21 protein-coding genes are annotated in these 22,573 nt (G+C 66.3%); 7 read left to right on the top strand and 14 right to left on the bottom strand.

The annotated features are described in order from the left end of the window. Position 1: 1 nt before the first annotated feature. Positions 2-1,102: a Re/Si-specific NAD(P)(+) transhydrogenase subunit alpha gene (locus tag I2456_RS02105; protein ID WP_085073901.1), complete on the bottom strand. Its 1,101-nt coding sequence runs from the start codon at positions 1,100-1,102 to the stop codon at positions 2-4. 176 nt (positions 1,103-1,278) lie between these two features. On the opposite strand from I2456_RS02105, the gene I2456_RS02100 reads away from it, so the two are divergent. From I2456_RS02100 to I2456_RS02080, 5 genes are all read left to right on the top strand, one after another. Then, positions 1,279-2,490, top strand: a complete 1,212-nt coding sequence (locus tag I2456_RS02100) for an acyl-CoA dehydrogenase family protein (protein WP_163703767.1) — start codon at positions 1,279-1,281, stop codon at positions 2,488-2,490. 1 nt (position 2,491) lies between these two features. Further along, on the top strand, positions 2,492-3,325 hold the full coding sequence (locus I2456_RS02095; RefSeq protein ID WP_085073899.1) for a tyrosine-protein phosphatase: 834 nt from the start codon (positions 2,492-2,494) through the stop codon (positions 3,323-3,325). A 94-nt stretch (positions 3,326-3,419) separates the two neighbouring features. After that, positions 3,420-5,066, top strand: a complete 1,647-nt coding sequence (locus tag I2456_RS02090) for a PE family protein (protein WP_085073947.1) — start codon at positions 3,420-3,422, stop codon at positions 5,064-5,066. An 80-nt stretch (positions 5,067-5,146) separates the two neighbouring features. Then, the gene (locus I2456_RS02085; RefSeq protein ID WP_085073898.1) at positions 5,147-6,787 is read left to right on the top strand and encodes a PE family protein; all 1,641 of its coding nucleotides are present in this window, start codon (positions 5,147-5,149) and stop codon (positions 6,785-6,787) included. Positions 6,788-6,976: 189 nt separating this feature from the next. Continuing rightward, on the top strand, positions 6,977-8,758 hold the full coding sequence (locus I2456_RS02080) for a PE family protein (RefSeq protein ID WP_085073897.1): 1,782 nt from the start codon (positions 6,977-6,979) through the stop codon (positions 8,756-8,758). Between the two features lie 5 nt (positions 8,759-8,763). Here I2456_RS02080 and I2456_RS02075 read toward each other — a convergent pair whose 3' ends face one another. The 9 genes from I2456_RS02075 to I2456_RS02035 all read right to left on the bottom strand — a co-directional run bounded on the left by I2456_RS02075 (position 8,764) and on the right by I2456_RS02035 (position 17,824). Beyond that, entirely contained in the window at positions 8,764-9,732 is a 969-nt protein-coding gene (locus I2456_RS02075; RefSeq protein ID WP_068030475.1) for an NADPH:quinone oxidoreductase family protein, read from the bottom strand. A gap of 5 nt (positions 9,733-9,737) precedes the next feature. Beyond that, positions 9,738-10,598, bottom strand: a complete 861-nt coding sequence (locus I2456_RS02070) for an SDR family NAD(P)-dependent oxidoreductase (protein WP_068030472.1) — start codon at positions 10,596-10,598, stop codon at positions 9,738-9,740. A 48-nt stretch (positions 10,599-10,646) separates the two neighbouring features. After that, on the bottom strand, positions 10,647-12,065 hold the full coding sequence (locus tag I2456_RS02065) for an aldehyde dehydrogenase family protein (protein ID WP_068030466.1): 1,419 nt from the start codon (positions 12,063-12,065) through the stop codon (positions 10,647-10,649). 228 nt (positions 12,066-12,293) lie between these two features. Further along, positions 12,294-13,229 (bottom strand): class I SAM-dependent methyltransferase, encoded by a 936-nt coding sequence (locus tag I2456_RS02060; protein ID WP_085073896.1) that lies wholly within the window; start codon positions 13,227-13,229, stop codon positions 12,294-12,296. Beyond that, positions 13,229-14,161, bottom strand: a complete 933-nt coding sequence (locus tag I2456_RS02055) for a class I SAM-dependent methyltransferase (protein ID WP_139823126.1) — start codon at positions 14,159-14,161, stop codon at positions 13,229-13,231. The genes I2456_RS02060 and I2456_RS02055 overlap by 1 nt, the downstream gene beginning before the upstream one ends. 31 nt (positions 14,162-14,192) lie before the next feature. Beyond that, a complete protein-coding gene (locus I2456_RS02050; protein WP_085073894.1) occupies positions 14,193-15,131 on the bottom strand; it encodes a class I SAM-dependent methyltransferase in 939 nt (312 codons plus the stop codon). 65 nt (positions 15,132-15,196) lie between these two features. Next, the gene (locus I2456_RS02045) at positions 15,197-16,078 is read right to left on the bottom strand and encodes a glycosyltransferase family 2 protein (protein ID WP_085073893.1); all 882 of its coding nucleotides are present in this window, start codon (positions 16,076-16,078) and stop codon (positions 15,197-15,199) included. 133 nt (positions 16,079-16,211) lie between these two features. After that, a complete protein-coding gene (locus I2456_RS02040) occupies positions 16,212-16,847 on the bottom strand; it encodes a TetR/AcrR family transcriptional regulator (RefSeq protein WP_116645730.1) in 636 nt (211 codons plus the stop codon). A 2-nt stretch (positions 16,848-16,849) separates the two neighbouring features. Next, positions 16,850-17,824, bottom strand: coding sequence for a pirin family protein (locus I2456_RS02035; protein ID WP_085073946.1), 975 nt, complete (start codon positions 17,822-17,824; stop codon positions 16,850-16,852). Positions 17,825-17,898: 74 nt separating this feature from the next. On the opposite strand from I2456_RS02035, the gene I2456_RS02030 reads away from it, so the two are divergent. Beyond that, a complete protein-coding gene (locus I2456_RS02030) occupies positions 17,899-19,323 on the top strand; it encodes a chloride channel protein (RefSeq protein WP_241007846.1) in 1,425 nt (474 codons plus the stop codon). On the opposite strand, the gene I2456_RS02025 is transcribed toward I2456_RS02030, so the two are convergent. Beyond that, entirely contained in the window at positions 19,320-19,868 is a 549-nt protein-coding gene (locus I2456_RS02025) for a Dps family protein (RefSeq protein ID WP_068160396.1), read from the bottom strand. The genes I2456_RS02030 and I2456_RS02025 overlap by 4 nt on opposite strands. A 79-nt stretch (positions 19,869-19,947) precedes the next feature. Beyond that, a complete protein-coding gene (locus tag I2456_RS02020) occupies positions 19,948-20,859 on the bottom strand; it encodes a DNA-3-methyladenine glycosylase family protein (RefSeq protein WP_085073945.1) in 912 nt (303 codons plus the stop codon). Between the two features lie 94 nt (positions 20,860-20,953). On the opposite strand from I2456_RS02020, the gene I2456_RS02015 reads away from it, so the two are divergent. Next, positions 20,954-21,337 carry a nuclear transport factor 2 family protein gene (locus I2456_RS02015; RefSeq protein ID WP_116645731.1) on the top strand — a complete coding sequence of 128 codons (384 nt, stop codon included), beginning with the start codon at positions 20,954-20,956 and terminating at the stop codon, positions 21,335-21,337. Positions 21,338-21,344: 7 nt separating this feature from the next. Here the strand turns inward: I2456_RS02015 and I2456_RS02010 are convergent, their stop codons facing one another. Both I2456_RS02010 and I2456_RS02005 read right to left on the bottom strand, forming a co-directional pair. After that, on the bottom strand, positions 21,345-21,725 hold the full coding sequence (locus tag I2456_RS02010) for a DUF427 domain-containing protein (RefSeq protein WP_068030437.1): 381 nt from the start codon (positions 21,723-21,725) through the stop codon (positions 21,345-21,347). Positions 21,726-21,762: 37 nt separating this feature from the next. Further along, positions 21,763-22,569, bottom strand: coding sequence for a class I SAM-dependent methyltransferase (locus I2456_RS02005; RefSeq protein ID WP_085073944.1), 807 nt, complete (start codon positions 22,567-22,569; stop codon positions 21,763-21,765). Positions 22,570-22,573: the final 4 nt, after the last annotated feature.

Genomic DNA, 22,573 nt, shown 5'->3' with positions numbered 1-22,573 from the left:
TCTAAGCCTTCTGGTCTCGAGTAACGCAGGACGCCGCGATGACTTCGTCGTCGAAATCGGGGGCCAGCTTGCCGTCGGTGATCAACAGGTCCAGCAGCGCGGTGATGTTCTTGCTGTAGAGCTCGCTGGCGTGCTCGGGCATGGTCGCCGGCAGGTTCAGCGGTGAGGCGATCGTGACGTCATGCTTGACCACCGTCTGTCCCGGCTCGGTGAGTTCGCAGTTACCACCGGTCTCACCGGCCAGGTCGACCACGACGCTGCCGGGCTTCATCGCTTCGACCGCCGCAGCGGTGACCAGCCGCGGCGCGGGCCGCCCCGGAACCAGCGCGGTGGTGATCACCACGTCGAACCCGCTGATCGCTTGTTCGAGCGCCTTTTGTTGTTGTGCGCGTTCGTCTTCGGTGAGCTCACGGGCGTAACCGCCCTCGCCGGCCGCGTCGATGCCGATATCGAGCCACTGCGCGCCGACGGAACGCACCTGGTCGGCCACCTCCGGGCGCACGTCGTACCCGGTGGTGCGCGCGCCCAGTCGCTTGGCCGTCGCCAGCGCCTGCAGCCCGGCCACGCCGACGCCGAGCACCAGCACGGTGGCCGGCTTCACGGTGCCCGCCGCCGTCGTCAACATCGGGAAGAACCGGGTGGACTCCGAGGCGGCCAGCAGCACCGCTTTGTAGCCGGCCACGTTGGCTTGCGACGACAGGGCGTCCATCACCTGCGCCCGCGAGATGCGCGGGATCGCCTCCAGCGCGAACGCCTGGACGCCGGCTTGCTTCAGCGCACCGATCGAGTTCTCGGCGTTGCGGGGCGCGAGGAAGCCGATCAGGGTCTGCCCGCTGCGCAGCCGTCCGACCTCCTCGGCGGTGGGAGGCGCGACTTTGACGACGACGTCGGCGTCCCACGCGTCGCCGATGCTGGCTCCGGCGGCGGTGTAGAGGTCGTCCGGAAGCAGCGCCTTGATGCCCGCACCGGTCTCGACCACTACCGCCACGCCGCTGTTCACCAGCGATGCGACCGCTTTGGGCACCAGCGCAACGCGCCGCTCGTCGGGGCCTGACTCGGCCACCACCCCGACCCTGGTGGCGTGGGTCTGCGGATCTGTCATGGCGCGTACATCTACTTTCCTTAGGTCCTGCCGGGCGAATTGCCCCAGCCACCCTAACGGGCGCCTTCCCGAGGCCCCAATTTCGCCTTGCGCTGGCAGTCGGTCGGGCACTCGGCGGCGGCCTGGAACTCGGCGTTGCCTTGCGTTGTCCTATGGTGGCGGACATGGACTTCGCGATGTCGGCCAAGGCCAGCGACTACCACAAGCGACTGTCCGACTTCATGGTCGAATACGTCTTCCCGGCCGAGGCCGAGTACGAAAAGTTCCGCCACGAAGCCGGCCCGAACGACCACTCGGTGCCGCCGATCATCGAGGAGCTGAAAACCAAGGCGAAGGCGGCCGGCCTGTGGAACCTCTTCCTTCCCGCCGAGTCGGGTCTGAGCAACCTGGACTACGCGCCGCTGGCCGAGCTGAGCGGCTGGAGCATGGAGATCGGGCCGGAAGTGCTGAACTGCGCGGCTCCCGACACCGGCAACATGGAGACCCTGCACCTGTTCGCCAACGAGGAGCAGCGCAAGCAGTGGCTGGAGCCGCTGCTGAACGGTGAGATCCGAAGCGCGTTTTCGATGACCGAACCGGCGGTCGCCAGCAGCGATGCCCGCAACATCGAGACGCTGATCGAGCGTGACGGCGGCGACTACGTGATCAACGGCCGGAAATGGTGGACCTCCGGCGCGGCCGACCCGCGCTGCAAGATTCTGATCGTGATGGGCCGCACCAACCCGGACGCGGCCAGCCATCAACAGCAGTCGATGGTGCTGGTGCCCATCGACACACCCGGCGTGACGGTGGTCCGCTCGACGTCGGTGTTCGGCTGGCAGGACCAGCACGGCCACTGCGAAATCATCTACGACAACGTGCGGGTGCCGGCCACGAATCTGCTCGGCGAAGAGGGCGCGGGCTTCGCGATCGCCCAAGCCCGGCTGGGTCCGGGCCGTATTCACCACTGCATGCGGGCTCTGGGGGCTGCCGAGCGTGCGTTGGCGTTGATGGTGGACCGGACCCAGAAGCGCGTCGCATTCGGTCGGCCACTGGCCGAGCAAGGCGTGGTGCGAGAGGCAATTGCCAAGTCGCGCAACGAGATCGACCAGGCCCGGCTGCTGTGTGAAAAGGCGGCCTGGACCATCGACCAGCACGGCAACAAAGCCGCGCACGTCCTGGTCTCGCAGATCAAGGCGGTGGCGCCGCAAGTGGCGTGTGACGTCATCGACCGCGCCATCCAGGTGCATGGCGCCGCTGGGGTCAGCGACGACACCGTGCTGGCCCGGCTCTACGGCTGGCACCGCGCCATGCGCATCTTCGACGGGCCGGACGAGGTGCACATGCGCACCATCGCCCGCGCCGAGCTGGGCCGGGAGAAGTCCCCGTTTGCCGCGGCGGTCACCTGACATGACGGTCCGGGACCTGCCGGGCGCCTGGAACTTCCGCGACGTCGCAGAAAGCACCGGAGCGTTTCGGCCCGGACGGCTGTTCCGGTCCAGTGAGTTGAGCCGCCTGGAAGAGGACGGCCGGGCGGCGTTGCGCCACCTGGGCATCACCGACGTGGCCGACCTGCGCTCGTCGCGCGAGGTCGCCCGACGCGGCCCCGGCCAGGTGCCCGACGGGGTCGACATTCACCTCTTGCCCTTCCCCGACCTCGCCGACGACCAAGCCGGCACCGACGACGAGGCGCCGCACGAAACCGCGTTCAAGCGGCTCCTCACCGACGGCGCCAATGGCGAGGCGGACCAATCCGAGGCGTCCATCGAAGAGTCCGCCGTCCGCTACATGACCGACGAGTACCGGCAGTTCCCGACGCGCAACGGAGCCCAGCGCGCCGTGCATCGGGTGTTCACGCTGCTGGCCGACGGGCGTCCGGTACTCACCCACTGCTTCGCGGGTAAGGATCGCACCGGCTTTGTGGTGGCGACGGTGCTGGAAGCGGTGGGGGTGGACCGGGACGCCATCGTCGCGGACTATCTGCGCAGCAACGACTCGGTGCCGCAGTTGCGGACCCGGATCTCGGAGATGATTTCGCAACGCTCCGATGTCGAGTTGACTCCAGAGGTCATCACCTTCACCAAAGCCCGGCTGTCCGACGGTGTGCTGGGTGTGCGCCCCGAGTACCTGACCGCTGCGTGGCAGACCATCGACGAGACGTTCGGGTCGCTGACCGGGTATCTGCGCGACGCCGGTATCGACGATGCGGACGTTCGGCGACTCCGCAACCAACTGCTCGGCTGATATGCCGTAGTTATGTGGTCGGCCCAAAGGCCAGACACGCTCGCGAGATCCCTTTACGCTCAGCGGATACCGTTCGCCAGGAGGGATGAGGGCGTTGAGTTACTTAACCGCGGAGCCGTTGATGCTGGCAACCGCGGCCACGGATCTGGCGGGCATCGGCTCGGCAATCAGCGAGGCCGCTGCCGCGGCGGCTAGCCCGACGACCGGTCTGTTGCCTGCGGCCGCGGATGAGGTCTCGGCCGCCATCGCCAAGTTGTTCGGCGCCTTCGGCCAGGAATACCAAGCCGTCAACGCCCAGATCTCGGCCTTCTACAACGATTTTCAGCAGCGGTTGATCGCCGCGGCCAACGCCTACGCCAACGCCGAAGCCACCAGCGCAGCGGCACTGGTGCAGCAAGCGATAGCCGGATTACCGACACCGGCTTCGCCGCCGCCGTCCTCGGTCAACCCGCTGACCGCGCTCGTTTTCGGCGGCACCGGGACGCCCATTCCCGGCCAGGCCTATATCGACGCGATGTTCACGCGATACGTTGCACCACTGTTCCCGAACGCCCTTGCTCAAGGTTTGTTCACCCCTGAGCAGCTCTATCCCATTACCGGTGTCAAGTCATTGCCGTTGGCAACGTCGGTGCAGCAGGGCCTGCAGATCATGGACGCCGCCATCTGGCAACAGCTCAATGCCGGCAACCCCGTCACGGTCTTCGGCTATTCGCAGAGCGCGATCATCGCCTCACTGGAAATTCAGCACCTCATCTCGCTCGGCCCGAACGCGCCGCTGCCCAGCCAGCTCAGTTTCGTCTTCACCGGTAACGAGATGAATCCCAACGGCGGCCTGTTGGCGCGCTTCCCCGGGCTGAACATCGCCAGCATCGGCCTGCCTTTCTACGGAGCTACGCCCGACAACCCTTATCCGACAACGACTTACACGATTGAATACGATGGCTTCGCCGACTTTCCCCGGTATCCGCTGAACTTCATCTCCGACCTCAACGCCGTCTTCGGCATTCTGACGCTGCACACGAAATATGCGAGCATTCCGCTGTCCGATGTGGCCAACAAGGTCCTGCTGGACACGGTCGGGACCACGTCGAATCAGTACTACATAATTCCGTCGGCGCATTTGCCGCTGCTGGATCCGGTACGCGCCATTCCGGTCATCGGAGAGCCGATCGCGGCGTTGATCGAGCCAGATCTGCGGGTGATCGTCAACCTCGGCTACGGCGACCCCAACTACGGCTACTCGACCAGCCCGGCCAACGTGCCCACTCCGTTCGGACTGTTCCCCGACGTCCATCCCAGCGTGGTCGCCGATGCGCTGGTCACCGGAACCCAGCAGGGAATCAACGACTTTGCTGCCGCATTGCCCACGGCGTTGACCACCGCTCCCACCATCGCGCCGCCGGGGTTGCCGCCGTTCTTCACGTCGGTCCTGCCGCCGGCACCTGCTCCCATTCCGGCCACGCCGCTGAACATCGCCAATACGTTCGCGTCCGCTCTCTCCGACGCTTACTCGACGCTGCTCCCGACCGCGGACCTGGGCCTGGCTCTTACCGCCACCCTGCCGGCCTACAACGCGACCTTGGCGTTGAGCCAGTTGGCGCAAGGCAACTTGATCAATGCAATCGGGTACCCGCTGGCGGCGACCGTGGGAATGTCGACTCTTGGCGGCATGATCGAATTCATCGCTGTGGTAGAACAATTGATCGCAATTGCCCAAGCCTTCCAAAGTCTCACTATCTAACTTCGGGCAAAAACCGGACAGGCATTACCCGTACCTCTAGTCTGACTGGCATCCCGGGTCGGAGGCAGAGGATGAGGCCAATGTCAGATTTGATCGCCGAACCGCAAATCATGGCATCGGTTGCGGCGGAGATCGAGGACATCGGCACCACCCTCACCGCCGCCAACGCCGCCGCAGCGGGACCCACTTCCAGTCTGCTTGCCGCGGCGGGTGATGAGGTGTCGGCGGCGATCGCCAACTTCTTTGGCGCATACGGCCAGCAGTACCAGGCCATCGTCGGCCAGATCGAAGCCTTCAACAACGAGTTCCAACGGACCCTGAACGCCGCCGCAACTGCCTACGCGCAAGCGGAAGCCGCTGCTGTCAGTGCGTTGCAGGGTGCTTTCGCTGCGCCCGCGTCGCCGGTGTTCCCGACGGCGACACTGCCGCCGTTCCCACCGAACGCGGTCCAGTTGATCTTCGGCGGCACGGGCGTCCCCATACCGACGCAGAAACTCATCACTGCGGCTGAGAACCTTTACATACGGGGTGCCAACGCGTTGGGCGTCAATACGCCCGAAGAGCTCTACCCGCTGACGGGCGTGCGGAGCCTGTTCTTCAATCAGTCGGTCAGTCAGGGCCTGACCATCATGGACAACGCAATCAAGAGCCAGATTGCGGCCGGTCAATCGGTGACCGTTTTCGGCATTTCGCAGAGCGCGGTCATCGCTTCGCTGGAGATGCAGAAGCTCGCGGCCGCGGGCAATCTGATCCCCCAGAACATGCTCAACTTTGTTCTGACCGGCAATGAAATGAACCCGAACGGCGGCCTGCTGTCGCGATTCCCGGGCCTGTCTCTGGCCAGCCTGGGCCTGGACTTCTACGGCGCAACCCCCGCGAACACGATCTACGACACGGCGATTTACACCCTGGAGTACGACGGCTTCGCCGACTTCCCGCGCTACCCGCTCAACTTCCTGGCGGACCTGAATGCGGTCGCCGGGATCGTGTTCGTGCATCCCACCTATTTCGACCTGACGCTGGCACAGGTGAACAGCGCCCTTCAGCTGCCGACCTCGCCGGGCTACACCGGCCACACCAGCTACTACATGATCCGCACGCCGAACCTGCCGCTGCTCGAGCCGCTGCGCGCCCTTCCGGTCATCGGCAACCCGCTGGCCAACCTGATCCAACCCGATTTGAAGGTGTTGGTGAACCTCGGCTACGGCGACCCGGCGTACGGCTTCTCCACCGCACCGGCCGATGTGTGGACTCCGTTTGGCCTGTTCCCAGAAGTCAGCCCGCTCACGGTGGCCAATGCGCTGGCCGCTGGGACTCAGCAGGGCATCGCCGACTTCTCGCGCGACATCTCCCAGCTGATGGCGCACCCACCCACGTTGCCGTCGTTCACTCTGCCGGCACCGACGGGTTTCCTGGGCGGTGGATTGGACGCACCCCCGACACCGCTTCAGGTGGCCAACACGGTTGCCTCGATCGTCTCCACCAACTATGGCGTGCTGCTTCCCACGGCAGACACGCTGACTGCGCTGTTCACCAGTATCCCGGCCTACGACCTCCAGCTGTTCGTCGAACAACTGGCGCAGGGCAACCTCGTCAACGCCATCGGATATCCCATCGCGGCCGACATCGGGTTGGGCACCGTCGCGGCGGCGGTGGAATTCTTGGTGCTTGCCGAGGCCGCCTCGTCGACGATCAAGGACATTCAAAGCCTGATCCCCTAGGCCGCACGGCCCTTCAGCAGACTCACAGGTACTTATTTAGCCAATACCCGCTATTCCGCCGTGAGCTGGACCACACCGATCTAGTCTGTTCAATGCCCGGGCTTCGCGATGGCCGGCCGCGCCGCCGCATCGACACCACAGCCAAGCGGTGTCACCGCGAAAAGCCCCGTCTGCGAAAGGATTTGGCCGATGGCATTCTTGACGACACAACCGCAACTGCTGGCTGACGTCGCCACCAACGTGGCCGACATCCGATCGGCCATCACCGCGGCGAATGCCGCCGCCGCCGGCCCGACGACCACCCTGGCCGCCGCGGCGGCCGACGAGATCTCCGAGGCCATCGCGGTTCTGTTCGGCAGCCACGCCCAGGAATACCAAGCGATCGTCGGCCAGGCGACGGCCTTCCATGAGCAATTCGTCGCGGCGCTGACCGCTGCCGGAAACGCCTACGCGGCAGCCGAAGCCGCCAATGCCGCAGTGGTCTCCAATGCCGTCCAGACCTTGACCTCACCGATTCAATCGCTGCTGGGCGGCGGCATTGCCCCCGCCGCGGCTGCTGGGGGTCAGCTTCCCAATCTCGCCAGCTTCGCGCCGGCGGCACTGGCCCAGCCGTTCACCGCCCTGATCATGACCGGTAGCGGAACGCCGATTCCTTCGCTGCAATACATGCAGAGCGTCGCCCCTTACCTCTTCGGTACACCCACGCAGCTGATCGGCCTGCCGACCCCCGAGGGGTTGTATCCGCTCACCGCGATCAAGGACTTGCCCCTGACCGTATCGGTGAACACCGGCGTGCAGATCTTGGATAACGCACTCTTCGGGCCTCAAGGGCTCATCACCTTGGGACAGAATGTCAACGTCTTGGGCTACTCACAAAGCGCCATCCTTTCCTCCCTTGAGTTGCGCAACATCATGGCGATGACAAACCCGCCGCCTTTCGACCAGCTCGCCTTCACGCTGCTGGGCAACCCGATGAACCCCAACGGCGGACTGTTCGCCCGCTTCCCCGGCCTGCAACTGCCCAGCCTGGGTCTTGACCTGTACGGCGCCATGCCGACGCACACCGGTTACCAAACCGCCACCTACACACTGCAATACGACGGCTACGCCGACTTCCCGCGGTACCCGCTGAACTTGCTGGCCGACCTCAACGCCTTCGCCGGCATTCAGTTCGTGCACGGCACCTACCCGGACCTCAACCCCGCCGCTCTACCGCCCGGGTTCAACCTCGTCCAGCTGCCGACCACGACGGGTCCCGCCGGGACCGACCAGTTCTACATGATCACCTACCCGAATCTGCCGCTGTTGGAGCCGCTTCGGGCCATCCCGGTGATCGGCAACCCGCTGGCCGACCTGATGCAGCCCAACCTGACCACCCTGGTCAACCTCGGCTACGGCGACCCGCACTTCGGCTACTCGACCAGCCCTGCCGATGTGCCCACGCCGTTCGGCATCTTCCCGTCGGTGAACCCGGTCAGCCTGGCCGGTGACTTGATCTCCGGAAGCCAGCAGGGCTTCGGCGCCTTCGTCGGGGACATTCAAGCGATGGTGCCGCCGTCACCCGCCGCGTTGGTCAATTCACTGACGTCAGCCTTCAGTGGCGGTGGCGCCACCGGCGGAACGGGCGGGTCCTTCCTGCCGGCGCTGAACGCCGGGTTCTCTCCGGATGGTTTCATCGACCAGCTGCAGGCGCTGAACACCAACATCACCAACTCGATCACCAACGCGGCGGCCAACACCTACGCGGTGGCGCTTCCCACCGCCGACATCGCCAATGCACTGGTGACCTCGGTGCCGTCCTACGACTTCAACCTCTTCCTCGACGGCATCGAGCAGGCCATCGGCGGCGACCCGGTGGGCGGATTGACCTATGCGTTCGGCGCCCCGATTGCGGCCAACACCGCGTTGTACGCGCTCGCCGGCGGGTTCGAACTGAATGTCCTCATCAACGCCGTCGAGGGAATCATCTAGCCGCGTCAGGGCTCCAACACGACTTTGCCCAGCACCCGGCCGGCGTCCAGCGCCTGCAGCGCTGCCCGGGCTTCGGACAGCGGATACCGTTGCGGCGGAGGCGGTCTCAAGCCCAGGAAGACCAACTGGTTCAGGCCCCAGGAAAACAAGGCCGCCGAACCCGGCACCTTGTTGAGGTATTCGCCCCACGCCACACCCACCACGCTGACGTTGCGCAGCAACAGCCGATTGACCGTGAGCGTGGGGATGCTGCCCGCCGCGAACCCGATCACCAGCAGCTTGCCGTCGATGGCGAGCACGCGCAGTGCGTCGTCGAACGCCGAACCGCCGACCGGGTCGACGACGATGTCCACGCCCTGGCCGTTGGTGTGCTCGTACACCTGCTCGGTCCATCCGTCGATCAACGGCAGGACCACGTGCGCCCCTAGTGAGGCGACGTAGTCGACTGCCGTCTCACGGTGTACCACCGCTATCACCTTGCTGGCGTTCATCGCCTTGGCGATCTGGACGGCGGCCGTGCCCACCCCGCCCGCGGCGCCGAGCACCAAGACGGTGTCACCCGGGCGCATCGCGGCGCGGCGCGTCAACGCGAAATACACGGTGTTGTAATTCACCAACAACGAAACCGCTTCGGCGTCATCGAGTTCCGGTGGGCTGCGCACCACGTTGGCCACCGGCACCGCGACCTGCTCGGCATAGCCGCCGAGGACGCCGAATGACGAAACCCGTTCACCCACCTCGAATCCGGAGCCTTCGGGCGCCGAGCGCACCACGCCGGCGGTCTCGAGGCCCGGGACGAACGGCGGGCGTAGCTTCAGTTGATATTCGCCCTTGGTCAACAGCAGGTCAGGGAAGCACACCCCGGCCGCCCGAACTTCGATGACCACGCTGTCGCCGTCGTCGGAGACGTCGTCGACGTCGGTGTAGACCATGCCGGACGGGCCGGAAAGCTTCTGTACGACACAGGCTTTCATCGAAGTTACAACTTGAATCCAGCTTTTTGCGCATTCGACAGGTCGGTGATCTCGCTCCAGTGATCAGCGATGTCCTGCACCGACGGCGGGTTGTCGAAGTTGAGGCCCTCGTTCTGGAACAACGCCACTCGCTGGACTTTGCCGCCGCCGACAACGAACACCGATCCGTTGTCGGGGCACTCTTCGGTGCACAGGTAAGCCATCACCGGGGCGACGAACTCTGGAGTCAGCTTTTCGAGCACCTCCTTGGGCAAGATGTCCTCGGTCATCCGGGTGGCCGCGATCGGGGCAAGCGCGTTGGAGTGAATGTTGTACTTCGCGCCTTCCAGCGCCAACGTGTTGATCAGGCCGACCAGGCCGAGTTTGGCGGCGCCGTAATTGGTTTGGCCGAAGTTGCCGAACAGGCCGCTGGTGGAAGTCGCCACCACGACGCGTCCGAAGCTCTGCTCGCGGAAGTGCGGCCAGGCGGCGCGGATGACGTTGTATCCGCCGTACAGGTGCACCTTGAGCACGGCATCCCAGTTCTCCGACGTCATCTTGTGGAACGTGCCGTCGCGCAGGATGCCGGCATTGCTCACTACGCCGTGCACGGCGCCGAACTCGTCGAGCGCGGTCTTGATGATGTTGGCCGCGCCGTCCTCGGTGGCGACGTTGTCGTAGTTCGGGGCCGCGCGGCCGCCCGCGTCGCGGATCTCGGCCACCACCTGATCGGCCATCGCCGACCCGGCTCCGGTGCCGTCGCGGGAGCCACCCAGGTCGTTGACGATGACGCTGGCCCCCTCCCGAGCGAGGGTCAGGGCGTATTCACGGCCCAGCCCCCCACCGGCTCCGGTGACGACGACGACGCGATCCTGCACTCCGGGCATCTGGTTCCTCTCTGAAGTTTTGACGATTCGGGAGATTGACGAGTTAGGTCAGAACATCCTTCGTGCCATCTTGAAGGCACGCTCGGTGTAGGGCGGGTAGATGAAGCTCGACAGGTCGGGCCGGGTGGGCTTGGTCAGCACCGACTTGCGGTGGCTGAACTCCTCGAAGCCGTAGCGGCCGTGATAGGCGCCCATCCCCGACGCACCGACCCCACCGAACGGCAGTTTGGCCGTCGACACCTGAAAAGCGATGTGGTTGATGAGCATGCCGCCTGCCGGCACTTCCTTGATGAACCGCTCGCGAGTCTCCCGCCCTTTGGTGAACAAGTAGGCCGCCAACGGCTTTGCCCGCGAGTTGACGAAACGTATTGCCTCGTCGAGGGATCGGACGGTGATCACCGGGAGAATCGGTCCGAAGATCTCGTTCTGCATCAGCGGGCCGTTCGGGTCGGGATCGACGACCACGGCGGGCTTGATCCGCAGCGTCGAGGGGTCGACGTCACCGCCGACGGTGATCTTGCCGTCCCCTTCGGTCAGATAGCTGCTGATCCGGTCGAACTGGCGCTGGTTGACGATCCGCACACCGTTGGGCTTGTCGGCCGTGAATTTGTTGATGGCGTCGCCGATCTTCTTCACCAGCTCGTCGCGAATGCTGAGGTCTGCGATCACATAGTCCGGGGCCACGCACGTCTGCCCGTTGTTCAACAGCTTCATCCACGCGATGCGCTTGGCCGCCACGTCGACGTCGGCGTCGGCCGCGACGACCACTGGGCTCTTGCCGCCGAGTTCGAGGGTGACCGGGGTCAGATGCGGTGCCGCGCCCTCGTACACCTTGCGGCCGATTTCGGTGCCGCCGGTGAACAAAACGCGGTCCAGGCCCTGAGCCAACAGCTCTTGACTGACCGATCCGTCGCCCTCGACCACCGCGATCGCGTCGTTGTCGAGGTAACGCGGAACCAGCTCGGCCATCAGTTGCGCGGACGCCGCGGCGATCTCAGAAGGCTTGAGAATGACCGCGTTCCCCGCGGCGATGGCGCCGACCGCCGGTCCCAGCGTCAAGTAGAACGGGTAATTCCAGGCGCCGATGACCAGCACGGTGCCGTAGGGCTCGTACTCGACCCAGCCGCGACCCGGCAGCTGCGGCACCTCGAGGAGTTGGTAGCGGCGCCGCGTCCACCTGCGCAGCTTCTTGGCCGCGTACTTGGCTTCCCCGGCGGTGGTGGCAACGTCAGCGATGTAGGCCTCGAACGGGTTGCGGTCGAGGTCTTCGGCCAATGCGGCGGCGATTGCCGCCTCGTTCTCCTCCATCAGCGTCGCCAGCTGCAACAGCTGTTCCTTGCGCCAGTCCAGGCTGCGCGTGCGGCCGGTGGCGAAGGTCTTGCGCAGCCGGGCGACGGTACCGGCGACGTCGTTGGTCTGTTGTGCACCGTTGGCCGGTGCAGCTTTGGGCAGGGAGTCGGTGGTCATCGTTGTCCTTCCTTCTCCGGAGCTGCACGCTGCTGTTCGCATGCGGTCGTCTACCGGGTGATAACGCGATCCTAGTCACGCCCAGAAAGCGGCAGTAGCACGATCCCGACCCGGTTGCTCATCACCCCGCCCGGCAGCCCGCGGGCGAGTCGCGCGACGCGCCGTCGACCATGGCTGGCGCGGGGACAGGTGTCGCGATGTCCGACGTGATACGCGACAACGGTCGGATCAGGCCTTGGCGGCCGTCACGAAGTAATTGAGGAACGGTCGATCCTCTGATTGCGGCGGCCGGCCAAGTCGCTGCGCCTCCTCGCGCGCACCGACCACCTGCGTCGACCAGCCATGCGCGCTGAACCACTCCGCAGTCTCGGGCCGGCCCTCGTCGTCGAACCACAGGTCGAACGGATTGAACGAGGTGTCTTCCCCGCGCGCTTCTCGCTGGGCGCTCACCTGGGCCCACCGCTCCTCGGCCTCTTTACGGTTTTCCTCGTCGACGCCGAACATCTCCACGGCCACCCGGCTGCCGGGCCCGCTCAACGCGTCGATCGAGCCGAACATCGCTTCCTGCGCAGCTGCCGGGAGAAACGGCAACAGCCCTTCGGCCAGCCAGGCGGTCGGCCGCTCGGTGTCGTAACCGGCATCGCGCAGTGCCTGCGGCCAGTCGTGGCGCAAGTCGACGGGCACTGCGCGCCGGTCGGCGGTCGGGGTCGCCCCGTGTGCCGCCAGCGTCTGTTCCTTGTACTCCAACACCTTGGGCAGGTCGATCTCGTACACCACCGTGCCGTCCGGCCACGGCAGCCGGTAGGCGCGCGAGTCCAAGCCGGCCGCCAGGATCACGACCTGCCGGACACCGGCCGCCACCGCCTCGGCGAAGTAGGCGTCGAAGAAGTGCGTGCGGACGGCCTGGTAGTTGATCATCTGCTGGGCGTCGACGACGAGATCCGCCGCCTCCTCGTCGCCGTCTTGAGGCTCGGGCGTCCACCACGTGGCCACCTGTTCCCGGACGCCGGCGAGTTCGGGCGTGGACACCAGCGGTTCAGCGAACTCGTCGCGGATCAGCGGGTCGGCGCTGGCGGTTTCGGCCGCCCGGGCCAGCGCGACCATCACCGCGGTCGCCCCGACACTCGTCGCAATGTCCCAGGAGTCGTCGGCGGTGCGCGGCATTACAGCCGTTCCGCGGTCACGAACTCGGAGAACGCTTGCTTGTCATCGGCCATCGGCACGCCGTCCACCCAGCGGCCCACCCGACGCATCTCGTCGGTCGCGTTCTGGGCCGTCGCGCGCCATCCGTGGCTGTTGAGCCAGTCGGCCAACACCGCGCGATCCGGGTCGTGGTAGATCAGCTCCTGCACGTCGACCGTCTGCTCCAACCCGAGCGTCTCGGCCACCTTCCGGAACCGTTCGCGCATCTCTTCTCGCCGCTCGTCGGCGTGATTGCCGGCCGTCTCTGCCGCGATCCGGCTGCCCGGCGGGCTGAGCTCACCGATGCGGGTGAACAGCAGATCCTGGGCTTCGGCCGGTAGATACATCAAAAGACCCTCGGCCAGCCAGGCGGTCCGCGCCGACGGGTCGAAGCCGGCCTCACGCAAGGCGGCCGGCCAGTCCTGACGCAAGTCGATCGGCACTTCACGGCGATCGGTTGCCGGCCTCACGTCGTTTTCGGACAGCGTCGCCGATTTGAATTCGAGCACCTGCGGCTGATCGATTTCGTACACCGTCGTGCCGGCGGGCCAGTCCAGCCGGTACGCCCGGGAATCCAGGCCGGACGCCAAGATGACGATCTGGCGGATGCCGTCTGCGACGGCGTCGCGGAAGTAGGTGTCGAAGAAGTTCGTGCGCACCGCTTGGTAGCTGCGCATGTGCTGCACGGTGGCGGCGGTCTCGGCGTCGATCGCCTCGACCTTGGCCACCATGTCCTGGTCCAGCATCGCTTCCCAGATCACCCCGGCGCGCGCGTTGGTGACCAGCAGCTTGGCGTACGGATCGCGGATCAGCGGGTCGGGCTGTTCGGTTTCGACGGCGCGGGCCGCTGCCACCATCACCGCGGTGGCACCGACGCTGGTCCTGATGTCCCAGGTGTCGTCGTGGGTGCGCAACGTGCTCATCGCTTGATCCCCTTGTCTGTGCTCAGTTGGCAGGCACGCCGAGACGGGCGCGCACCAGCGTGGTGGTGACCGCCTCGTCGGCCAAATCTTCGGGTACCGGGCGGCCCAACCGGGCCATCTCCTGGTGGTTGTTCACACTGTCCACTTGCCAGCCGTGGCCGGCCAGCCATTGCCCGGCGTCCGAACGGTCCGGCTCGTGGTAGGTCAACGCCTCGACGTTGATGTCCAGCCCCAGCCGGTCGCGCATGCGCTGCCACCGCTGCTTGTTGCCGCGGGTGTTCATCGCGAACACCTCGACGGCGAACTGACTGCCCGGCGCGCTCAGCGCGGTCACCATCTCGAACAGCCGGTCTTGCGCGTCGCTGGGCAGGTAGGCGAGCAGGCCCTCGGCCAGCCAGGCGGTGGGCTGCTCGGGGTCGAAGCCGGCGGCTTTCAGGGCGGCTGGCCAGTCCTCGCGTAAGTCCACCGCGACGGCATGCCGCTGTGCGGCGGGAACCGCCCCGTGCGAATCCAGAATGCCGGCTTTGTACTCCAAGACTTTGGGCTGGTCGATCTCGTACACCGAGGTGCCGGTGGGCCACGCCAACCGGTAGGCGCGCGAATCGAGCCCAGCGGCAAGAATCACCACCTGCCGTACGCCCGCCCCGGTTGCGGCGATGAAGTACTCGTCGAAGAAGTGCGTACGCACCGCCTGGTAGTTACAGCCGATCTGGTGCAGCCGCCGCCCGTGCTCATCCCCGTCCAACCAGGCCATCTGCGCATCGGTCAAGCGGGCCCAGGCCGGACCGGCCGCTGACACCAGCAGCTGCGCGAACTGATCCCGGATCAGCGGGTCAGGTCCGGCGGTTTCGACCGCGCGGGACGCAGCGACGCCCAGCGCGGTGGCGCCGACACTTTCGGTGATGACCCAGCTGTCGCCCGCAGCCCGCAACGACGGCGGCATGTCGTTCAGATCAGTCATATCGCGCCCATGTTACCGAATAAGTTAGCCAAGCTATGCGCTTTGTGCGCCAGGTCACTGTCGGTTCACGAGACGTACTTGCGGGCACCGCCGTTGAGTTGCTTGTCTTCTAGTTGCTGGTAACCGCGCTCCAGATCCGCCGGTACCGGCTTGCGCTCCCGTAGCACCCACGGCAGGCCCCGCACCGCGTCCGACACGCCCTGTGCGCTGATCCGATCACGAGGTAAGCGGCGCAGGAGCCGCATCGTGCGCAGCGCCGCGCTCGGCAGCGGCCGGCGCAGCCAGGTGAACCACAGTGTGTTTCGGATGCCATGCCGGCGGCGCAGGTGCGCGTCGCGCAGGCGCGAGGCGTAATGGTGCGCCACGACGTCGGGCACGTAGCTCATATGCCACCCGGCCCGGGCGAGGTCGGAGGCCAGCAGCTCCTCCTCGCCGCCGAGCCACAGTCGCTTCGAGAAGCCACCGGCGGCCAGGAAAGCCTCCCGGCGCACGATCGAGACGCCGGCCAGGAAGCTGAGCAGCGGGTACCCCGGGATGCCCGGCGGTCGGTCCAACGGCGAATCGGCCATCTCGGTGCAGATGTCATCGAGCCTTCCGTCGGGTTCGACGGTGATGCTTGCGGTCACCACACCGAGGGTGGGATGTGCGTCCAGCAGGTCGGCGGCCAGCCGCAACGCTCCGGGCTCGTACCAGGTGTCGTCGTCGCAAAACGCCACATAAGGCGTGTCGGCGACGTCGACTCCGAGGTTGCGCCCGACGGCGCCCAGGTTCTTCCCGGGAGTCAGCAGTGTGACCTCGGGGTGCCCGGCGCGCACCATGTCGGCCGTTCCGTCTGTCGAGGCGTTGTCCACGACGATGACGCGCGGCTGTTCGGGTAGGTCGGAGAGCCGGTGCAGCGTGCGGTCCAGTTCGTCGCGACGGTTGTGGGTGATCACCACTACGCTCACGCGGCCATCGGGTGACACATGTTCTCCTCGGGAATGGGGAAGTGCGCCCTCGCCGCCGTCCCCCTGCGAGCCGGCGAGTCGATCCGCCTCTTCTACTACCCCGACGACCAATCCTTAAGCAGGTGGCGCTATTTCAGTGATCCGGTCGCCACAGCGTCCCGGACAGCATCTGACCCAACGCGGCGGTAATGGTGTCGATCTCTTCATAGCTGCCGACGAACCCGGCATAAAAACCCACGCCGCACAACACCACCAACAAGGTCTCGGCCAGCACGGCCACGTCGACGTCGGCGGCGATTTCGCCGCGCTCGATCGCGTCGTTGACGGCCCACACCAAAAAGTCCCGGCTGATCCGCACCGCATCCTGTTCGGCGCGGGTCAATTCTGGATGTCGCTGCGACTCGAGCACTGCCGTCGCCAAAAACGCTGCCGTGCAGGGATTTCGCGAATCGACGTCCATCGCGACTGCAATGAAGGCGGCCAGCCGGCCCATCAGCGACGTCTCGCGGCGGGCCCGGTCGATCCCACCGGTGAGGACCAGCTCGTTGGTACGCTCCACCACTTCCCGATACAGCAACCGCTTACTGGAGAAGTAGTGATTGATGGCCGGTCGCGTCAGGTCGGCTCGGACGGCGATCGCCTGGAAGGTGGCGCCGTCGTAGCCGCGTTCGCTGAACACTTGACGAGCCGCGTTCACGATACGTTTGCGCGTCTCGTCTGCTTTCGCTGCCGGGGGACGACCCGGGCCGCGACTGGCCGTGAGCGGCATCATTATAGTGTGCCACCGCGATCGTGCGGCATTACCGCGTTCGGCGGGATGCTACGAAACTTGCCAGCTTGATAGTCCTCGAGCGCCTGGATCACCTCGGTCCGCGTGTTCATCACGAAGGGTCCGTAGTGGAACACCGGCTCCCGAATCGGCCGCCCGCCCAGGATCAGAACGTCCAGAGCAGTGCCGCGGCCCGCCGGCTGCCCGGCCACGGTGATCCGATCACCGGCCCCCAACACCGCCAACTGACGCGAGCGGATCGGGTGATCGACCGGCCCGACCGAGCCCGCACCGGACAAGACGTACACCAACGCATTGAAATCACGCCGCCACGGGATGCTCAACCGCGCGCCGGGTTCGATCGTCGCGTGCGCGAGCGTGATCGGCGTGTGAGTCAGACCGGGACCGCGGTGGCCGTCGATCTCCCCGGCGATGATGCGCAGCAGCGCGCCGCCATCGTCGGAGGCGACCAGCGCCGCGTCGGTGCCCTCGATCGACTGGTAGCGCGGCGTGGCGAACTTGTCCTTCTTCGGCAGGTTCACCCACAACTGGATCCCGTGAAACAGACCGCCGCTTTTCACCATCTCGGCCGGCGGGGTCTCGATGTGCAAGATGCCCGAACCCGCCGTCATCCACTGGGTTGCGCCATCGGTGATCAAACCGCCGCCGCCATGGGAGTCCTGGTGCGCGAAGGTGCCGTCGATCATGTAGGTGACCGTCTCGAAGCCGCGGTGCGGATGCCAGTCGGTGCCGCGCGGTTCGCCCGGTTGGTAGTCCACCGCACCCATCTGGTCCATGTGGATGAACGGGTCCAGGTCCGCCGTGCTGACCCCGGCGAAGGCCCGAACGACGGGGAATCCCAGGCCTTCGTATCCGGTGGGGCCGGTGGTGATCGATCGGACCGGACGTTCGGTGTCGCCGGGTCCGGCCGGTGCCAGCCGCGGCAGGGTGAGGGTGTCTGCGGTGATTGCGGGCATTTCGTCTCCTTTGCGAAAGATACCCATATAACCGGACCGCGGTCCGGTTATTCCCCGCTGAATAGGATGGCGTGGTGGACGAACCTGAGCCGCCACAGGCCCCGCCCGCAGCGGCCGGCGGACGCTTCGGTGCGGCGATCAGGCAAGCCGGTTACCTGCCCAAGTGGTTCTTGTTGGGCATCACCATCGGCGTCATCGCCGGCCTGGGCGCCGTCGTCTTCTACCTCGCGCTGAAATACACCGGCGAATTTCTGCTCGGATACCTGGCGGGCTACCACATTCCCACCCCTGTCGGGGAGGGCGGCAGCCACGGCTCCCCAGGGTTCGTGCGGCCGTGGGCCATTCCGTTGGTGACAACGGGGGGAGCCCTGCTGTCGGCGCTCATCGTGGCCAAGCTCGCGCCGGAAGCCACCGGTCACGGCACCGACGAAGCCATCGAGGCGGTGCACAGCGATCCGCGCGCCATCCGCGGCCGGGCGGTCCTGGTGAAGATGGTGGCCAGCGCGCTGACCATCGGCTCAGGCGGGTCAGGCGGCCGCGAGGGGCCGACCGCGCAGATTTCGGCCGGCTTCTGCTCCCTGCTGACCCGAAGACTGGGTTTGTCCGACGAGGACGGCCGGATCGCGGTGGCGCTGGGCATCGGCGCCGGCATCGGCGCGATCTTCGCCGCGCCACTGGGGGGCGCAGTGCTGGCCGCGTCGATCACCTACCGCGACGACTTCGACTACCGCAGCTTGCTTCCCGGATTCATCACCTCCGGCACGGCGTACGCGGTGCTCGGGTCTTTCCTCGGCTTCGACCCGCTGTTCGGCTACATCGATGCCGAATACCGCTTCGAGCGGGCCGGGCCGCTGCTGTGGTTCGTCGTGATCGGCCTGGTCGCCGCGGCCGTCGGCTACCTGTATGCCCGCGTCTTCCACGCCACCGTCGCACTCGTGCGCCGATTGCCGGGTGGTCCGGTGCTCAAGCCGACCGTCGGTGGACTGCTGGTCGGGCTGATGGGCCTACTGATCCCGCAGATCCTCAGCAGCGGCTATGGGTGGGCGCAACTCGCAGCCGACCGCACCTCGCTACTGGCCATCCCGCTGTGGATCGTCGTCGTGCTGCCGGTCGCCAAGATCCTCGCGACGTCGCTATCGATCGGCACCGGCGGATCCGGCGGCTTGTTCGGTCCCGGAATCGTCATCGGGGGCTTCCTCGGAGCCGTGGTCTGGCGGCTCGGCGAGATTTCCGGCGCGCCGGGCGTCCCCGCCGCGCCGGGAATCTTCGTCGTCGTCGGCATGATGGCCTGCTTCGGCTGTGTCGCCCGCGCGCCACTGGCGATCATGATCATGGTCGCGGAGATGACCGGCTCCTTTTCGGTGGTGCCCGGAGCGATCATCGCCGTCGGCATAGCGGCGCTGTTGATGTCGCGCACCAACGTCACTATCTACGAAGCTCAGCGACTGAATCGGGAGACCGCCGAAGCCGAACGGGCGCGGCAGACACCCCCGGTTTAGGACTCCTGACGAGCGGCGCTCGCGGCGTCCTTCTCATGAGTCGTGCCCTCGTGGGTCAACTGCCCACCCGCGCTCTCCAGGTGGGCCCGCACGAACCACTGGTACTGCTCGAGCTGACCCGCGTGGCCGATCAAGAGGTCCTGGGTAACCGGGTCGAGTTCCTCGGTTTCCTCGATCGCCTTGCGCAGGTCTTCGATGACACCGGTGTAGACCAGGTCCAGCGCGGCCAGGTGGGACTGGACGCAGTCGCGGCCGATCGAGTAGTCATCCCAGGTGCGGTCGCGGATGATGGCGCCCGGGGTGCCCTGCGGCGAACCACCAAGCGCCGCAATGCGCTCGGCCACCTCGTCGGCATAGCCGCGCACCTTCTTCACCTGCGGGTCCAGCATCTCGTGCACACCAATGAAGCTGGGGCCCACCACATTCCAGTGAATGTGCTTGAGCGTCAGATGAAGGTCGTTATAGGTGCTGAGTTGCTTCTGCAACAGTTCGATCAGCCGCGCCGCCTGCTTGTCGGTCAAGCCCGGAATAGTGAACTGTGTCATGAAATATCTCCCCTGAGGTTGCACACGGTCACTTCCTTCCGGGGGTACCCGATGGCCCTGTGCTTAACCGCGAGCCGGGTCACAGGTGCCGAATGTGCTGGACGGGCAGCCGCGGTCCGCGCCGCGGTTCGTATGCCAGTCCGCTGGCTTCGAGCAATCGGACCGCCCGCTGCCGGTGTGGTCGCATCGGTTCCAGCAACTCGAGCATGCCGGCGTCGTCGACGGGGTGGCCCAACAGTGTCCAGCCGATCATTTTCGGCACGTGATAGTCACCCACCGACACCGCGTCGGCGTCGCCGAAGGCCCGTTGCGCCGTCTCGGCCGCCGTCCAGACCCCCACCCCCGGCAGCGACGTCAGCGCCTCGCGTGCCTGTGCCGCCGGGATCGACACCAACCGCTCCAGCGACGCCGCCCGTTGCGCGCACGCCACCACCGTGAGGGCCCGGCGCGGGTCGACGTTGGCGCGATGGAACTCCCAGGACGGGATGGTTCGCCATACTTGCGCCGACGGCGGCACCCGCATCCCGTCGGGCGCCGGCCCGGGGGCGGGGGTGCCGTACTTGGTGACCAGCACCCGCCAGGACCGGAACGCGTCAGCGCCGGGCACCCGTTGCTCGATGACCGCGGGGATCAACGCCTCCAATACCCGCCCGGTGCGGCCCAGCCGCAGATGCGGAACCCGTCGATGCGCGGCCGCGACCGTCGGATGGCTCGGATCGAAACCCGAGGCATCGTCGTCGGCGCCCAGCATGGCGGGCAGCATGTCGAGAAACTCTTCGGCGCCGGCGCCCCACGCCTGGCAGTGCGCCGTGTCGGCTGTGATTCGGCTGATGCGCGCGGTCACTGGTCCGCTGGACAACAGACTGGTCCGCCAGATGGTGCCGTCCCCGGGCAAACGAAAGCAGGGGTCGCGGGGGCCGCGGCGCAAGGGCGCCAAGGTGTGCCCGAAGCTGACCGCGCCCGGGAACGTCACCGTCCGCGAGTACGTCACCGCTTCACTCCCACCGGCGCCGCCGCGATCCGATGCCCGCAACGGCCCCGTCAATTGACCACAAACTATCTCCCAGGTCAGGATGACCTTCATGATGACGCCGTTCGACGATCCGCACGCCGAACTCGTCTGGATGTTCCTGCAGAGCATGAGCGAAGGCGGCGATCTCGACGAGGGGTTCGCGTTGCTCAGCGACGACTTCACCTACTGGAGCATCGCGATCCGCACGACGATCGACAAAGACACGATGCGCCGAGCGGTCGAGCGGCGCAAACAGGTTTTCGAGGTCAACATCGACTTCGACCGCTGCGTCAACGAAGGCGACACGGTGGTGATCGAGGGTCACACCGACGGCGTGACCTCGGAGGGCACCGAGTACGACAGTCCGTTCGTGTGCATCTTCGAGACCCATGACGGCATGATCACGTCGATGCGCGAGTACAGCGACACCCAGTCGATGGCCAAAGTCTTCCCTTGAGCGTCGACTAGTCCGCTACGACGCGGATATCGGCCTTGTTCGGGTAGAAGGCCACATGCCCGGCGATCGCCGCGACCGCGGGATAGGGCTGTTCGTAGGTCCAGATCGCGTCGGTGACGGTGTCCCCGGCCGAGGTCGTCACGCTGTAGTAGTTGGCCTCGCCTTTGAACGGGCAATAGCTGGTGGTGTCGCTGCGCGACAGCCGCTCCGGTACCACATCGCTGAGCGGAATGTATTGCACGGCAGGCAAAGTCGCCTCTTGCAATTGCAGGGCCGCGGTGGTGTCGGCGACCAGTTCACCGTTGACGCGTACCTGCACGCGGCCGTTGGTGGGCGCGATGGTGATCGGGTGCCCGGCGTTGGGCTCTTTGATTTCAGGGTGGCTCATACCGGTGTGCAACGCCGACGGCGAGGCAACATTCCCGTCAGTACGCATAACGGTGGTATTGCGCCATGGTCCGCAACCCCGCAACCTTGCCCATCAGCCGGCCCATCCAGCGGAGCACGGGCGGCACCAGGTCGAAGGTGGGGCTGTCGAAGACCGATAGCCATGCCAGCAGCCGCACGCCGGGCACCTCGTCGATGATGTCGACGGGGCCGTCGATTCCCCAGTGCAGCGTCGATCCGGAGCGACGCACCACGGAGTTGAGCACCTGGGTGCGGATGCCAAGCCGGCTGAACGCATCGAATTGCACTTCACCGCTCGGAAACCGCCCGACCACCCGACGCAACAGCGCCAACCCGTCGTCTCGGGTCAGGTACATGGTCAGCCCCTCGCCCAGAAACAACGTGGGCCGGTCGGCCGGCACCTCGGCCAGCCAGTGCGGATCGGTCACCGATGCGGGCAGCATCCAGTAGTTGTCCCGCTGGGGGTACACCCGCTCACGCAGTGCGATGACGTCCGGGTAGTCGATGTCGTACCACCGCACGCCCGCTCCGGTGGCCACCCGATAGGCCCGCGCGTCCAGTCCGCATCCCACATGCAGCACCACCGCCTCGGGATGGACGGCAAGAAACTGCCGCGTCCACTGGTCGAAGTGTGCGGTGCGGACCGCCACCGACGGAGCCCGACGGGCGGTGATCGTTGTTGCGCGCCAGTCATAGTCGAGTTGCGCGACGGCCGACTTCGCGTACTGGTCACCGAGAATCGGCTGCGGCGCGTCGGCGTCGAGCGCCTTGGCGTACAGGGTCGCCAGCATGGTCTGCGGCGGTCCGGTCAGGTCGACACGAATGCGG

Origin of the sequence: Mycobacterium kubicae (genome assembly GCF_015689175.1) — a bacterium.
Classification (GTDB): Bacteria; Actinomycetota; Actinomycetes; order Mycobacteriales; family Mycobacteriaceae; genus Mycobacterium; species Mycobacterium kubicae.
The sequence above is the reverse complement of the archived record's forward strand: the minus strand, read 5'-3'. Positions and strand labels throughout refer to the sequence as shown.